The organism is Blastococcus sp. SYSU DS0539, assembly GCF_054050855.1.
On the sequence record NZ_JBJHAF010000001.1, the window covers coordinates 283,395 to 297,440 of the forward strand.

General features: G+C 74.6%; 15 protein-coding genes and 1 riboswitch. Of the genes, 8 read left to right on the forward strand and 7 right to left on the reverse strand.

Annotated elements, in window-relative coordinates:
• Positions 1-54 precede the first annotated feature (54 nt).
• Positions 55-1,746, forward strand: coding sequence for a CocE/NonD family hydrolase (locus ACI790_RS01230; protein WP_456567952.1), 1,692 nt, complete (start codon positions 55-57; stop codon positions 1,744-1,746).
• A 6-nt stretch (positions 1,747-1,752) separates the two neighbouring features.
• Here the strand turns inward: ACI790_RS01230 and ACI790_RS01235 are convergent, their stop codons facing one another.
• Both ACI790_RS01235 and ACI790_RS01240 read right to left on the reverse strand, forming a co-directional pair.
• Positions 1,753-2,130 carry a type II toxin-antitoxin system death-on-curing family toxin gene (locus ACI790_RS01235; protein WP_456567953.1) on the reverse strand — a complete coding sequence of 126 codons (378 nt, stop codon included), beginning with the start codon at positions 2,128-2,130 and terminating at the stop codon, positions 1,753-1,755.
• Positions 2,127-2,330, reverse strand: a complete 204-nt coding sequence (locus tag ACI790_RS01240; protein WP_456567954.1) for a DUF6290 family protein — start codon at positions 2,328-2,330, stop codon at positions 2,127-2,129. Before ACI790_RS01240 ends, ACI790_RS01235 begins: the two co-directional genes overlap by 4 nt.
• A gap of 214 nt (positions 2,331-2,544) precedes the next feature.
• Between ACI790_RS01240 and ACI790_RS01245 the strand changes: the two genes are divergently transcribed.
• The 3 genes from ACI790_RS01245 (at position 2,545) to ACI790_RS01255 (ending at position 3,718) form a co-directional block, all read left to right on the forward strand.
• Positions 2,545-2,715 (forward strand): hypothetical protein, encoded by a 171-nt coding sequence (locus ACI790_RS01245; protein WP_456567955.1) that lies wholly within the window; start codon positions 2,545-2,547, stop codon positions 2,713-2,715.
• A 138-nt stretch (positions 2,716-2,853) separates the two neighbouring features.
• Positions 2,854-3,327: an NUDIX domain-containing protein gene (locus tag ACI790_RS01250; protein WP_456567956.1), complete on the forward strand. Its 474-nt coding sequence runs from the start codon at positions 2,854-2,856 to the stop codon at positions 3,325-3,327.
• A 79-nt stretch (positions 3,328-3,406) separates the two neighbouring features.
• Positions 3,407-3,718: a hypothetical protein gene (locus ACI790_RS01255; RefSeq protein WP_456567957.1), complete on the forward strand. Its 312-nt coding sequence runs from the start codon at positions 3,407-3,409 to the stop codon at positions 3,716-3,718.
• A gap of 63 nt (positions 3,719-3,781) precedes the next feature.
• Here the strand turns inward: ACI790_RS01255 and ACI790_RS01260 are convergent, their stop codons facing one another.
• The 3 genes from ACI790_RS01260 to ACI790_RS01270 form a co-directional block, all read right to left on the reverse strand.
• Positions 3,782-3,979, reverse strand: coding sequence for a hypothetical protein (locus ACI790_RS01260; protein WP_456567958.1), 198 nt, complete (start codon positions 3,977-3,979; stop codon positions 3,782-3,784).
• A 132-nt stretch (positions 3,980-4,111) separates the two neighbouring features.
• Positions 4,112-5,242, reverse strand: coding sequence for a transglycosylase domain-containing protein (locus tag ACI790_RS01265; RefSeq protein ID WP_456567959.1), 1,131 nt, complete (start codon positions 5,240-5,242; stop codon positions 4,112-4,114).
• Positions 5,243-5,321: 79 nt separating this feature from the next.
• Positions 5,322-5,843 carry an HAD domain-containing protein gene (locus ACI790_RS01270; protein WP_456567960.1) on the reverse strand — a complete coding sequence of 174 codons (522 nt, stop codon included), beginning with the start codon at positions 5,841-5,843 and terminating at the stop codon, positions 5,322-5,324.
• Between the two features lie 228 nt (positions 5,844-6,071).
• Here ACI790_RS01270 and ACI790_RS01275 point away from each other — a divergent pair, with 228 nt between their 5' ends.
• Positions 6,072-7,202, forward strand: coding sequence for a ScyD/ScyE family protein (locus ACI790_RS01275; RefSeq protein WP_456567961.1), 1,131 nt, complete (start codon positions 6,072-6,074; stop codon positions 7,200-7,202).
• 75 nt (positions 7,203-7,277) lie between these two features.
• Here ACI790_RS01275 and ACI790_RS01280 read toward each other — a convergent pair whose 3' ends face one another.
• Positions 7,278-8,180, reverse strand: a complete 903-nt coding sequence (locus ACI790_RS01280) for an SMP-30/gluconolactonase/LRE family protein (RefSeq protein WP_456567962.1) — start codon at positions 8,178-8,180, stop codon at positions 7,278-7,280.
• Positions 8,181-8,301: 121 nt separating this feature from the next.
• Here ACI790_RS01280 and ACI790_RS01285 point away from each other — a divergent pair, with 121 nt between their 5' ends.
• Together ACI790_RS01285 and ACI790_RS01290 are read left to right on the forward strand one after the other, a co-directional pair.
• Positions 8,302-9,240, forward strand: coding sequence for a Rieske 2Fe-2S domain-containing protein (locus ACI790_RS01285; protein WP_456567963.1), 939 nt, complete (start codon positions 8,302-8,304; stop codon positions 9,238-9,240).
• Complete coding sequence (locus tag ACI790_RS01290; protein WP_456567964.1) at positions 9,237-9,719, forward strand: hemerythrin domain-containing protein; 483 nt, start codon at positions 9,237-9,239, stop codon at positions 9,717-9,719. Before ACI790_RS01285 ends, ACI790_RS01290 begins: the two co-directional genes overlap by 4 nt.
• Positions 9,720-9,775: 56 nt before the next feature.
• Here ACI790_RS01290 and ACI790_RS01295 read toward each other — a convergent pair whose 3' ends face one another.
• Complete coding sequence (locus ACI790_RS01295) at positions 9,776-10,297, reverse strand: C40 family peptidase (protein WP_456567965.1); 522 nt, start codon at positions 10,295-10,297, stop codon at positions 9,776-9,778.
• Positions 10,298-10,312: 15 nt separating this feature from the next.
• Positions 10,313-10,446: riboswitch (cyclic di-AMP (ydaO/yuaA leader) on the reverse strand.
• Positions 10,447-10,816: 370 nt separating this feature from the next.
• Between ACI790_RS01295 and ACI790_RS01300 the strand changes: the two genes are divergently transcribed.
• Positions 10,817-14,029 carry a carboxyl transferase domain-containing protein gene (locus tag ACI790_RS01300; RefSeq protein ID WP_456567966.1) on the forward strand — a complete coding sequence of 1,071 codons (3,213 nt, stop codon included), beginning with the start codon at positions 10,817-10,819 and terminating at the stop codon, positions 14,027-14,029.
• Positions 14,030-14,046: the final 17 nt, after the last annotated feature.

Sequence of the window (14,046 nt, forward strand, 5' to 3'; positions counted from 1 at the left end):
ACCGAGCTCGCGGCTAGGGTCCGGAACCGCCGTCCCCATCGACCTGGAGGCCCTGTGCCCTGGAAGGACCGCACGCTCCCCACGCCGCTCCCGCGGCCGGCCCGCGTCGCCGCCGCAGCGCTCGGCCGCCGGTGGCAGCTGCCCGCAGCCACCAACGACGTGCGGGTGCTGCGCGGCATCGACGTCCCGATGCGCGACGGCACCACCCTGCGGGCCGACGTCTACCTGCCGGCCTCGACCGGCCCGCACCCGACCGTGCTGCTGCGCTCGCCCTACGGCCGCGGCCTCGGGTTCGCCCTCCCCATGACGGTGCCGTACGCCGAGCGCGGCTACGCCGTGGTGGTGCAGAGCGTGCGCGGCACGTTCGGCTCCGGCGGCGAGTTCAGCCCCGTCGTCCACGAGGAGTACGACGGGCAGGACACCGTCGCCTGGCTGCGCGAGCAGTCCTGGTTCGACGGCCGGCTCGCCACGCTGGGCCCCAGCTACCTCGGCTACACGCAGTGGGCCCTGGCGCTCGACCCGCCGCCCGAGCTCAAGGCGATGGTGCTGCACATCGGCCCGCACGACCTCGCCCAGGCCGGGCTGGTCGACGGCGCCTTCCAGCTCACGAATCTCGCCATCTGGACCGAGCTGGTCGCCCACCAGGAGCGGGTCAGCTTCCTGCGTGGGCTGTACCGGCTGATGACGGCCGAGCGGCGGCTGGCCCCGCACCTGGGCGAGCTGCCGCTGCAGGGCCTGGCCGAGCGCTTCGGCGGCATGCCGGCCCCGTGGTTCGACGAATGGCTGGCGCATCCCGACCTGTCCGACTCCTACTGGGACCGCTACCGCGCCACCCCGGCCGTGCACTCCTCGACGGTGCCGACGCTGCTCATCGGCGGCTGGCAGGACTGGTTCGTCGAGCAGACGCTGTACCAGTACGCGGTCCTGCACGACCGCGGCGTCGACGTCGGCCTCACCCTCGGCCCGTGGGCGCACCTCACCATCGACGCCGCCGTGACGACGCCGGAGAGCCTCGCCTGGCTGACCACCCACCTGCCCGTGGCCGGCGCGTCACCCGCCCCCGAGCGCACGGACCGGGTGCGGGTGCACGTCACCGGTGCCGGTACCTGGCGGACGATGCCCGACTGGCCCCCGGCCACCACCGACCGCGCCTGGTACCTCGCCGCGGGCGGGCGGCTGGACGACGACGTCCCGACGGGACCCGACGAGCCGACCACCTTTTGCTACGACCCGATGGACCCGACGCCGTCGGTCGGCGGCCGGGTGCTCGCCGCCAGCGCCGGCCAGCGGGACAACCGCGAGCTCGAGGCGCGCGACGACGTCCGCACCTTCACCACCGCGCCGCTGCGCAAGCCGGTCGAGCTGCTCGGTGGAGCGCGGATCCGGCTGTTCCACGAGTCGGACAACCCGTACGCCGACGTCTTCCTGCGGTTGTGCGACGTCGACCCGACCGGCCGGTCCATCAACGTCACCGACCGGCTGGTCCGGCTGGACCCGGCACCGGGCGAGGAGCCGGCGGCGGGGGATCGGACGGTGGAGACGACGCTGCCCGACATCGCGCACCGCTTCCGGGCCGGGCACCGGATCCGGCTGCAGGTCTCCGGCGGCGCCCACCCGCGCTACGCCCGCAACCTCGGCACCGGCGAGCCGCCCGGCGAGGGCACCCGGGGCATGCCGGTGACCCACCGGATCTGCCACAGCAGCGCGTCGCCGTCCGGGATCACCCTGCCGGTCGGGACGCCCTGACCGGGGTCACCGCCACGGTCCGGTTCCGACTGCCAGGCGCTCGGCGATGAGGCCCACGTCGTCGAGGTGGCCGGCTGCAACCGCCGTCACGAGGTCGTAGGCCTCGTCGTTCGTCAGCGTCAGCCGGATGCCGTCGAGACCGTAGAAGGCGATGGTCGCGGCCAGTGCCAGCCGCTTGTTGCCGTCGACGAGGGGACGGTTCCGGGCGAGCGAGCGCAGCAGCGCCGCCGCTTTGCCGTGGACGGACGGATACGCGTCCCGGCCGAACGCGGTGGCGAGGGGCCTCGCCGCTGCCGATTCCAGCAGCCCGAAGTCGCGGACCTCCACGTCGCCCAGAGTCCGTCCGGCCATGTGCAGGAGGTCATCGAGGTCGAGATGGATCACTGTCCGAGCCGCTCCAGGGCTTCGGCGTAGCGAGGCAACTCCTGGTCGAGGACGCGGTCCAACAGCTCCCGCTCGTTGTTGCGCTCGATGTAGTCCCGGACTGCCTGTCGGGCGACCTCCTGCATCGAGCGGCCCTCGAGCTCGGCTCGACGACGGAGGGCCTCGCTCTCGTCATCATCGAGCCGCAGGGTCATCGCCATGCCCGGACGGTATCGCCGCTGGTACCTGTTCGAGGACCGTCGAGCGCACCGGCCGGCGAGGATCCGGCCGAACACGCGACGAGGTGCAGAGCGCCGCGACACGCACTCGCCACAGCCGTCACGTAGACCACAGGTGACCAGGGACTTTCCCGAAGGTCCCGCGATGGCCCGTCCGGCCTCCTTACGCTGACCGAAATCCACGGAAGGACGGCTTGTGAGTAAGCACCTGCTCGACGAGACAGCTGAGTTCTCGCTTCCCCGCGTCGGCCGGCACGCCGCTCCCGACACGAGCGAGATGGAGGCGACCCAGCGCTTCGACGCGGGTTTCCAGCAGCGGCGTCCGATGCCCAACCCCCAGCAGGGCCGGGACGCCGGAGCCCGCTGAGCCCGTGAGTCGCCCTACCGGCCGGCGTGCCGCCGGCCGGTAGGGCCGACCGGTCCGGCCCCGGCGGGAGGACCGGCGCCACCCGGTGTCCCGGGTGCGCCGACCTCACCCTCGTCCGTCTCTGCGATCCTGAGCCGCGTGCCACCCGTCCGCAGCTCCGGCGTCCTGCTCTACCGGTTCGCCGGCCGGCGCGACCCGGCCGACGTCGAGGTGCTCCTCGGGCACATGGGTGGCCCGTTCTGGGCGAAGAAGGACGACGGCGCCTGGTCGATCCCCAAGGGGGAGCACGACCCGGGTGAGGACGCCGAGGCCGCCGCCCGCCGTGAGTTCGCCGAGGAGCTCGGCCTGCCGGTGCCTGCTGTCGAGCTGCAGCCGCTCGGCGAGCTCAAGAGCCGCAAGGTGCTCGCCGTCTGGGTGGGCGAGGGCGATCTCGACGTCACCGCCGTCCGCAGCAACACCTTCGAGCTGGAGTGGCCGCCGCGCTCGGGGCGACTGCGGGAGTTCCCCGAGATCGACCGCGCCGCCTGGTTCGACCTCGACACCGCCCGCACGAAGATGGTGAAGGGCCAACTGCCGTTCCTCGATCGGCTGCGCGATCACCTGACCGACTGACGCCCCAGGAGGTGCGGATGAATCCCGTCCTCGCCGCTACCTGGAGGACGTGGCGTGGCCGGCAGGAAGGCGGCGCCGCATGGTCGACGGACTGCGGATCCTGCACGAGCTCGCCCGGACCGGTGTCCGGCCGGTGACCTACAAGGAGTTCGCCGAGCAGGTGCAGCCGGGCCTGGCGCCCCTCGCCGCGTCCAGAGTGCTCGCCGACATCGGCGATTTCTGCACCGACGCCGGATGGCCGAACGTCACCTGCTTCGTCGTCTCCGCCACCACGGGGGAGTGCTCGCCCGGGTGCCGGCGGATCGGCGACGAGGGGCCGGTCGTCGCACGGGAAGGGGCCCGGCTCGCGTACGGGGTGCACCGGTCGGGCCCGTTGGTCGACGACGCCTGAGGCCGACCGCCACCAGGACGTCGGGGCCGACGGCCGAGGGGAGGGGCGGGGCGGGGCGGGCGGTCACCCGTCGAGCTCGTCGGGTGGGAAGCCGAGCGCCTCACGGACGCGGCTGCGGGCGTCGAGCAGCATCTCGACCTCGTAGTCGTACGGTTCATCGGACTCCGGCGTCAGCTGCAACCGGCTCATCCCCATGGCGACCCAGCGGTGGGCCTGCTTCAGGTCGCCGGCCATCTCGTACGTCTCCGCCATGTCTGTCATGTCGACAATCCGCGGACCCGACCTCCGGAAAGTGGCCACGGGAGGTACGACGAACCCGGATGCCCGCACCCTCCTGCACGCCGCGCTGCTGGACGCCGGCCGGCTCGACGAGGCGCGGCAGGTGGCCGACGACTAGGCGGTGCCCTCCGCGGCGATCAGGTCGGTGACCTCCTGCGGCGGCGCCGAGCAGTCGTCGGACGACGGCTCCTGCTCCGACGCCAGGCCCGCGACGCCGGCGTCCTCGACGGGGGTGAAGCCCAGCCGGTCGAGGTGCCGGGGCACCCGGGCCTGGGCGTTGAGCACGTGCGAGCGGGACAGCCAGCCCAGGCCGTCGTCCACCTGGAAGTCCATGCCGCCGCCGGGTGCGCGGCGGACGTGCCCGGGGGAGGGCAGCAGGCCGGCCAGCATCACGGACTGGCCGGCTGACAGCTCTCCCGGCGGGGAGTCGAAGTAGTACCAGCCGGCCGCGCAGACGCCGTAGATGGTCGGGCCGAACTGCGCGTAGTTGACGTACAGCTCGAGCATCCGGCGGTCGTCGACGAACGCGGCCAGCTCGACGGCGAGACCCGCCTCGACCGCCTTCCGCCAGGCGCTGAGCTCCTGGTTGAGGAAGAGGTTCTTCGCCATCTGCTGCGGGATCGTCGAGCCCGAGGGGTCCTCGTTGCCGGCGAGGTGGGCCGTCGCGCGGCTCCACAGCTCGTCCCACTCGAACGCGCCGGAGCGGTAGGGGAGCGGGGCGTCCTCGTGCGCGATGACCGCGGCGAGGAAGTTCCGGGAGACGTGCTCGACCGGCACCGACTGCTGGATCGCGCCGTCGGGGTTGGCCGCCATGAACGCCGTCGTCGGCGGGTCCACCCAGCGCAGCGACAGCACGACCAGCGCCTGGACGACGGCGACCACGGCCAGCAGGCGGCCGGCGCGGCGGAACAGCCCGCGGCGACGGCGCGGAGCGCGGTTCCGGAGACGGCGCCCGCGGCGGCCCCGCTGCGAAGGAGCCGGGGGGAACGGGTCGGCCGGCGGGAACGGGCGTCCGGGCGGGAACGGGCCGTCGGGCCGGGCCGCCGGGTACGGACGGTGCGGCTCGCCCCCGGGCCAGGGACGCGGCGGCGGACCGGCGGGCGGCGGGGCGCCGTACCAGTCGTTGCCCGCCGGCGGCGGGCGGTCGAACCGGGGACGGCGGACGGGCTCGGCCTGCGGCAGCGGCTCGGTGGGCTGCCGGCAGAGCCAGCGCGTGGTGCGGGAGTCCGGAGGGACGGAGGCCACGAGGCGGGGCTCCTCTGGTCGGCGTCTGGACCCGAGGGTACGGCGGCTTCCTGTGAGCGCCGCCCGCAGCGCCGCCGGGTCAGCCCGGATCCGCCAGCCAGGCCTCCACCCGGTCCAGCTCGGCATGGGTCAGCCCGAGCAGGAGGTCCGGCGCCACGACGAGCACCTGCCCGTGGGCGGCCAGCCACTCGCTGGTGTCCTCGGCCTGCTCGGCGAGGTCGTCGTCGATCCACACGATGCGCCGGCCGGGCTCGGCCTCGGCGACCGCCCGGGCGGCGGCCAGCTTCCACCACCCGGAGATGCCGCCGAACCGGCCGCCGAAGCCGGTGGGGAGCACGTCCCGGCTGTGCGTCCGCAGCCCGCGCGGCAGGCCCATCGGCTCGGCGAGGAGCCGGTCGGCCTGCTCCGTCCACGTGGTCAGCCACTGCAGCTCCACCCGCCCGGAGTCGTGCCACTCGCGCAGCCGGGCGGCGACCGAGGGGTCCCAGGACAGCACGTAACCGTTGTAGGTCCCGCGCCGCCAGCCCTCCGGCAGGTCACGGCGGAGGGCGTTGAGCACGCCGTCGACGTCCAGCAGCAGGACGGGCGGGGGAGCGGTCATGGGAGAGGCCTACCCGGCGGCGCCGCGGCCGCACCCGAGCCTTGCCCACCGCACCCGCTACGTCGCCGCGCTGCTCCGGCTACCGGTCACCCAGGAAGTCGTACGGATCGCGGTCGGTCACGGCACGCACGGACGTCGTCCAGCGACGTCGGACGGCCCGCTCCGGCGGATCGCTTCCTGGGATGTTCCCTCCGTCCTCGCGGGGGATTCCAACGTAGGGAGAGCAGGATGCGGTACAGCAGCGCAGCGACGGGAGCGGCCGCGGCCATCGCGCTGGTCGTCGTGTCGCCGACGGCGGCAGGTGCCGACGGCGGCGGGAAGCACCACCACCCCGGTGAGCCCGTCACCACCGTCGCCACCGGGCTGGACGGACCCCGCCAGCTGAGCGAGTACAAGGGCCACCGGCTTCTCGTCGCCGAGTCCGACACCGGTGAGGTCACCTGGATCGACCCGCGCCGGGGCACCACGCGGACGATCCTCAGCGGCCTGGGCAACGCGCAGGGCGTCGACTACGTGCGCGGGCTGATCTACGTCGCGGTCGGCGAGTTCGTCCCCCCGCCGCCGGAGGAGGGCTCCCCGCCGGCCGACGTGCCGGCCGACGTGCCCAGCCAGGTGCTCATCGAGGCGACGCCGGGCGGGGAGATCCTGCGGACCTGGGACCTGCTCCAGTACGAGCTCGACAACAACCCCGACGGCCAGGAGCAGTTCGTCGACGGCGAGCCGTTCGAGACGCTGTCCAACCCGTTCGCGGTGCTCGCCCAGCCGCACCGGATCCTCGTCTCCGACGCGGGCGCGAACGCCGTCCTCTCCATCGACCGGAAGTCCGGCGAGATCAGCACCTTCTTCGTCCCGCCGGTGGTCACCGACGTCGACGGGTGCGCGGAGGCGTTCAACAACCCGGACACCGTCGGCTGCGACTCGGTGCCCACGGAGATCACCGAGGGGCCGGACGGGAAGATCTACGTCGGCACGCTCGGCGCCGAGGTGCCGGGTGCGGGCCGGGTCTACGTGCTCGACAAGCACGGCCACCAGGTCGACGTCATCGCGGATCTGACCAGCGTCACCGGGGTCGCCGTGGACCACAAGGGCACGGTCTACGTCTCGAACGTGCTCGAGGGCATGCCGATGGGTGAGGGCCCGCCGCCGGCGGACTTCGACCCGTCGACGGTCGGCGAGGTCACCCGGATCGCCCGGGACGGCTCGCGCGCCACGGCCGACGTCACCATGCCGACCGGGCTGGAGGTCGAGGGCCGCGACCTGTACGCCTCGGCGTGGAGCATCGCCGGCTTCCTGGGCATGCCCTCGGCCGGTGAGATCCAGCGGATCTCCCCGAGCGCCTTCGTGAGCGCGGCTCCCTGATCCGGCGCAGCAGACCGTGATGGCGGTCGGGGGGCCCGGGGGCCGCCCGCCCGCCCACGCCGTTCCCGGGCCGGGTCAGGGCAGGCCGGCGTGCGGAACGGCGACCTGCCTCGACACCAGCACCGCCTCGCGCACCGGCGCCCGCGTGTGCTCGTAGAAGTCCGGTGCGCAGCACATGAGCAGCGTGCGGCCGTCCTCGCCGCCCAGCGCGCAGGCGTAGACGCCCATCCCGGCCGGCGCGGCGATCTCCGCCACGATCGTCCCGCCGGGTGCGATGCGCAGCACCCGCGAACCGAAGCCGTCGGCGACCCAGACGTGCCCGTCGGCGTCCAGGGTGCAGCCGTCCGGGGCGACGACGACCTGCCCCATCAGCTCCTCGACCGAGTCGCCCACCGGCTCCGCACCGAGGGACGCCCACACCCGCTGCTCGCCCAGCGAGCCGTCCGGGCCGATCGCGAAGGCGGAGAAGCGGTTGCCCCACGTCTCACCGACGATCAGCGTCGCGCCGTCCGGGGTGATCACCGAGCCGTTCGGGAAACGCAGCCCCTCGGCCACCACGGTGACCGTGCCGTCCGGGTCGACCCGCTTGAGGGACGCCGGGGCCGGCGCCCCGCCGCCCATCAGGTCGAAGCCGAAGTCGCCCACGAACGCCCGGCCGGACGCGTCGACCACCATGTCGTTGAGAAGGCCGGTGCACACGTCGGAGAGGTCGGCGTGCGTCGACACCTCGCCGTCGGTGACCCGCAGCAGCCGGTGGTCCTTCATCGACACCACGAGCAGCGAGCCGTCCGGCAGCCAGCCCAGCCCCGACGGCTGGTTCTCCACCTCCAGGACGACGGTCTCCGCGCCGCCCTCGGCCGGCACCCGGCTCACGGTGTGCCGGTAGAAGTCCGACACCCACCACTGCCCGTCGCGCCACCGCGGCCCCTCGAAGTAGGAGCCGCCCTCCAGCACCGTCCGGAACTCTCGATCAGCCATGGAGCGGCACGCTATGCCTCTCCGTGCCCGCCGACGAGACGGACGGCGACGTCGCGACCTCGGGTTTCCCGTCCCGAGGGCTGGGCACGGCTCGGGGCATGGCGACGGAAGACGCGCACCGATGAGCGTCCGGAGCGTCCTCGAGCGCGCGGTCGGCGCCGTCGGGCGGTGGCAGATGCTCGATGCGCCCGGCTACCAGGTCGAGCACGGGATCTCGCTGACATTCCTGCTCGCCGGCCGGTACGCCCGCCCGCTGCAGGACCTCCTGCACGGCGTCTGGCTGGGGCATCCGGTGCACCCGTTCCTCGTCGCCGTGCCGATCGGGTCCTGGAGCGCGGCGGCGCTGCTCGACGGGCTCGACGCGACCGGCCGCGGCGGGCCGGGCGCCGGGCAGGCGGCGCGCACGGTCGTCGGAGTGGGGATCGCGGGTGCGGTGGGCGCCGCCGCGACCGGGCTGACCGACTGGCAGCACGCCCACGACGAGGCCCGCCGCGTCGGCCTGGTGCACGCGGCCCTCAACAGCACCGCGCTGGCGCTCTACGCCTGGTCGTTCGCCGACCGCGGCCGCGGCCGCGCGGTGCGGGCCCGGGTGACCGCCGCCGCCGGCTACACCGTCGTCCTGGCCAGCGGCTACCTCGGCGGCGTCCTCTCCTACCGGCACCGGCTCGGCGTCGACCACGCCGGAGGCAGCCGATCGCCGCGCACGTTCACCCAGGTCGCGCGGCTCGCCGACCTCCCGGACGGCGAGCCGTTCGCCGTCGACGCCGATGGCGTCCCGGTGGTGCTGGTCCGCACCGACGGCGCGGTCCGCGCGGTCGGCGGGCGCTGCCCGCACATGGGTGGCCCGCTGGGGGAGGGCTGGCTGCACCGCGACGAGCTCGTCTGCCCGTGGCACGGCTCCCGGTTCGACCTCGACACCGGGTCCCCGGCCCAGGGCCCGTCCACCGCACCGCTGCCCTGCTACGACACCCGCGTCCGCGACGGCGCGGTCGAGGTCCGGCGGCGGGCCCGGTGGCGCAGCCCGACGGCGATCACCACGGCCGAGGAGGCATCCCGATGAAGGCCGACGAGGTCCTGATCGCGCACCACGACGTGCTGCGCGGGCTGCTCCGCGAGCTGGCGGAGAGCCCCGCTGCGGACGTCGACCGGCGCGAGGAGCTCCGCGACCGCTTCCTCCGCGAGATCGAGATCCACGCCCAGATCGAGGACGAGCTGTTCTACCCCGCCGTCCCCGACGTCTCCCCGCTGCTGGCCCTCGCGCACGCCGAGCACCGGCAGATCGACGACCAGGTCGCCACCGTCATGCGGATGGACGTCACCGATCCGGAGTTCGCCACCGAGGTGCGCATGCTGGAGAAGACGGTGCGCCACCACACGATGGAGGAGGAGCAGCGGATGTTCCCCCAGTCGCACGCCCTCGGCGAGGAGCGCCTCGAGCAGCTCGGCGATCAGCTGCGCGCGCGGCAGCAGGAGCTGGCCGAGTCCGGCGGCATGCGGCTCATGGTGCGGCTGAAGCGGGCGACCCTCCGCTCCCGATAGCGGTGCGGACGGTGCCCGGTCGTGCGCGCACGACCGGGCACCGTCCGCAGCCGGGATCAGACGACGCGGCGGGCGGTGTTGTAGCCCCACATCGAGTCGACCGGGACGACCGCCACCGGCTGGCCGAAGGTCGACGAGTGCACCATCAGCCCGTCGCCGATGTACATGCCGACGTGGCCCACCGGGTCGTAGAAGAAGATCAGGTCACCGGGCTGCAGGTTCGCCCGGTCGACGTGGACGCCCGCCGTCGCCTGGACCCGCGAGGTCCGCGGGATCTCCACGCCCGCGGCCTGGTAGGCCGACCAGGTCAGACCCGAGCAGTCGTAACCGCCGGGGCCGGTGCCGCCCCAGACGTAGGGCTTGCCCTGCTGGGCGAGCGCGGTCTCCACCGCGACCTGGGCGGCGTGCGTCGGTGCGGCGACCGGGGCGACGGTCACGGTGACCGCACCGCCGGTGTCACCCGCGCCGGCGGCGGCAGCGGGCAGCGGGGAGAGGGCGATGCCCGCTCCGGTGACGAGGGCGAGCGCCGCCCCGCGGAGGGACCGGCGGGTGATCGAGGACGTGCGAGTAGTCGTCATGGACGACGGGTTCTCCTGTTCTCCGACAACCGCCTACCGGGTTAGCTGACGGGTTCGGGCGGGGAACTCGCCCGGCGCTCCCGGGCATGCCGGACGCGCTTCACCCCAGTGCTGCGGTGGGTCCCCGGTCCAGGCGGCGGGATGTGCTCCGACGCCCGGTTCGGCGGTGTCCGCGCGGGTGTCACCGGGGGTGGTGACGACGGGAGCCCGGGCGGACCGGCGACGACGCTAGGCATGTCACGGAAAGGTCACAAAGCGGGCCGCACGGCGTCTGCGCGGCTCCGGCGGGAGGACGACGGAGCCCGGCCGGAACCGCGACTCGCGAGCGGACCTCGGCTGATCCCGGTATGGCGTCCGGCTGTGCTCCGGCCGATCCTCACACCGCGCGATCACCCGCTTACTTCGCGGTTCGCGGCATGCCTGCACTCTCCGTCCACGATCGCGTGCGATCCGGATCCCCGGCGACCGGCCTGGTGACCGTCGCCGCGACCCGTCGGAACCGCGTGCGAGCATCGCCGGGTGGCCCGTCTGCTGATCGCCAACCGCGGCGAGATCGCCGTCCGCATCGCCCGCGCGGCGGCCGCGGAGGGGATGACGTCGGTCGCCGTCACGGCCGCCGACGAGCCCGGCGCCCCGCACCTCGCCGCCGCCGATGAGACGCACCTCCTCCCCGGCAGCGGCCCCGCCGCGCACCTCGACGCCGCGGCGGTCGCGCAGGCCGCCCGCGCCGCCGGCTGCGAGCTGATCCACCCCGGCTACGGCTTCCTCTCCGAGGACCCGGCGCTGCCGCGGGCCGCCGAGGACGCCGGCGGGAGGCTGACCGTCGTCGGCCCCGGCGCCGCCGTCCTGGCGACGCTCGGCGACAAGGTGCTCGCCCGCGAGGCCGCCGAGGCCGCCGGCGTCCCGGTTCCGCGGGGCACCAGCGACGCCACGACCGAGAGGGTCGCCGGCCTGCTCGACGCCACCGGCGCGGTGATGCTCAAGGCGCGGTTCGGCGGCGGCGGCCGGGCCACCCGAATCCTCCGCCGGGGCGACGACGTCACCGCCGCCTTCGCGCAGGTCGCCGACGAGGCCCGCGTCGCCTTCGGCACCGATGCGCTGCTCGCCGAGGAACTGGTCGAGGGCGCCCGGCACGTCGAGGTCCAGGTGCTCGGCGACGCCGGCGCCGACGTCGTCGTCCTCGGGGACCGGGACTGCTCGCTGCAGCGCCGCCGGCAGAAGGTCGTCGAGATCGCCCCGGCGCCGAACCTGCCCGGTGCGGTCCGGAAGCAGCTGCACGACGCCGCGGCGGCGCTCGCCCGGCACGTCGGCCTCCGCGGGCTGGCCACCGTCGAGTTCCTCGTCCCGGCCGGCGACCCCGGGCGGTTCGTCTTCCTCGAGTGCAACCCGCGCCTGCAGGTGGAGCACACCGTCACCGAGGAGGTTCTGGGCCTGGACCTGGTGCGGTTGCAGCTGCGCGTCGCGGCCGGCGCCACCCTCGCCGACCTCGGGCTCGCCGACGGCCCGCCCCGCGCCGTCGGGTGCGCCGTCCAGGCCCGGGTCAACGCCGAGACACTGACCGCCGACGGCGCCGTCGTCCCCTCCGCGGGCACGATCGGGTCGCTCACCCTGCCCGGCGGCCCCGGCGTGCGCGTCGACACCGCCGCCCGGCCGGGCACCGAGGTCAGCCCGCGCTACGACCCGCTGCTCGCCAAGGTGGTCGTGCACGAGCGGCTCGGCGGGCTCGTCGAGGCGCTGGCGCACCTGCACCGCGCACTGGCCGAGGTCGAGGTCCGCGGCGTCGCCACCAACACCGGCTTCCTGCGGGCGCTGCTCACCCACCCCGAGGTCACCGGGGCCACCACCACGTTCGTCGACGACCACCTCGCCGAGCTCGCGCCGGCCGCCACGGCGCCCATCGAGGAGGCCGGCGGGCAGCAGGGGCTCCGCGCTCCCGTCCCCGGCACGGTCGTCGCGATCGAGGCCGGGCCCGGCGCGACGGTCGAGCCCGGCGGAGCGGTCGTCGTGCTCGAGGCGATGAAGATGGAGCACGTCGTCGCGCTGCCGGCCGGGGGCACCGTCCGGCGGGTCGCGGTGCGCGTCGGCGAGACCGTCCGCGAGGGGCAGCTGCTCGCCGACGTCGAGCACGCCGCATCCGGCGAGGAGGAGCAGCTCCGCGAGCTGGACCTCGACGCCGACCGCCCCGACCTCGCCGAGGTCCGCCGCCGCCACGAGATCGGTTTGGACGCCCACCGCACCGAGGCGGTCGCCAAGCGGCACGCCCAGGGCCGGCGCACCGCCCGGGAGAACCTCGCCGACCTCGTCGACCCGGGCAGCTTCCTCGAGTACGGGCCGCTGGTCTTCGCCGCCCAGGAGCGCCGCCGCAGCCGCGAGGAGCTCCAGGAGCGCACCCCCGCCGACGGCGTCGTCGGCGGGCTGGCCGACGTCAACGGCGACCTGGTCGGCCGCGAGAACAGTGCGGCGGTCGTCGTCTCCTACGACTACACCGTGCTCGCCGGCACCCAGGGCATGCGCGGCCACCTGAAGAAGGACCGGCTGTTCGAGCTGGCCGAGCAGCGCCGGCTGCCCGTCGTGCTCTTCGCCGAGGGCGGGGGCGGGCGCCCCGGCGACGTCGACCTCCCGCTCGTCTCCGCGCTCGACACCATGGCCTTCGCGCTCTTTGGCAAGCTGTCCGGCCTGGTGCCGACCGTCGGCATCGCCAGCGGCCGCTGCTTCGCCGGCAACGCCGCGCTGCTCGGCACCTGCGACGTCGTCATCGCCACCGAGGACGCGAACATCGGCATGGGCGGCCCGGCGATGATCGAGGGCGGCGGGCTGGGCGTCGTCGCGCCCGAGGAGATCGGCCCGATCGACGTCCAGCACGCCAACGGGGTGGTCGACATCCGGGTCGCCGACGACGCCGCCGCCGTCGCCGCGGCGCGGCAGTACCTCTCCTACTTCCAGGGCCCGGTCGCCGGCTGGGCCGCCCCCGACCAGCGCGCGCTGCGCCACCTCGTCCCGGAGAACCGCAAGCGGGTCTACGACATGCGCGCCGTGCTGCACGCGCTGGCCGACGAGGGCTCGGTGCTCGAGCTCCGCGACGGCTGGGGCGCCGGCATGATCACTGCGCTGGCCCGGGTGGAGGGCGCGCCGCTCGGCGTCGTCGCCAACGTGCCGACCCACCTCGGCGGGGCCATCGACGCCGACGCCGCCGACAAGGCCGCCCGCTTCCTCCAGCTGTGCGACGCCCACGGGCTGCCGGTCGTGTTCCTCTGCGACACCCCGGGCTTCATGGTCGGCCCCGAGTCGGAGAAGACGGCCACGGTCCGGCACTTCTCCCGGCTGTTCGTCACCGGCGCCAACCTGTCGGTGCCCGTCGGCACCGTCGTCGTCCGCAAGGCCTACGGGCTCGGCGCGCAGGCGATGGCCGGCGGCAGCATGAAGGTGCCGCGGTTCGCCGTCGGCTGGCCGACCAGCGAGTTCGGCCCGATGGGCCTGGAGGGCGCGGTGCGGCTGGGCATGCGCCGCGAGCTGGCGGTGATCGAGGACGACGCCGAGCGGGCGGCGGCCTTCGACGCCGCGGTCGCCGCCGCCTACGAGAAGGGACGGGGGCTCAACGTCGCGGCCCACTGGGAGATCGACGACGTCATCGACCCCGCCGACACCCGCCGGTGGATCACCACCCTGACCCGCGAGGCGGCGGCGACCCCGCGGTCGCCCGGCCGGGTGCGACCGCACGTCGACACCTGGTGAGCATCACCTACCTGGAG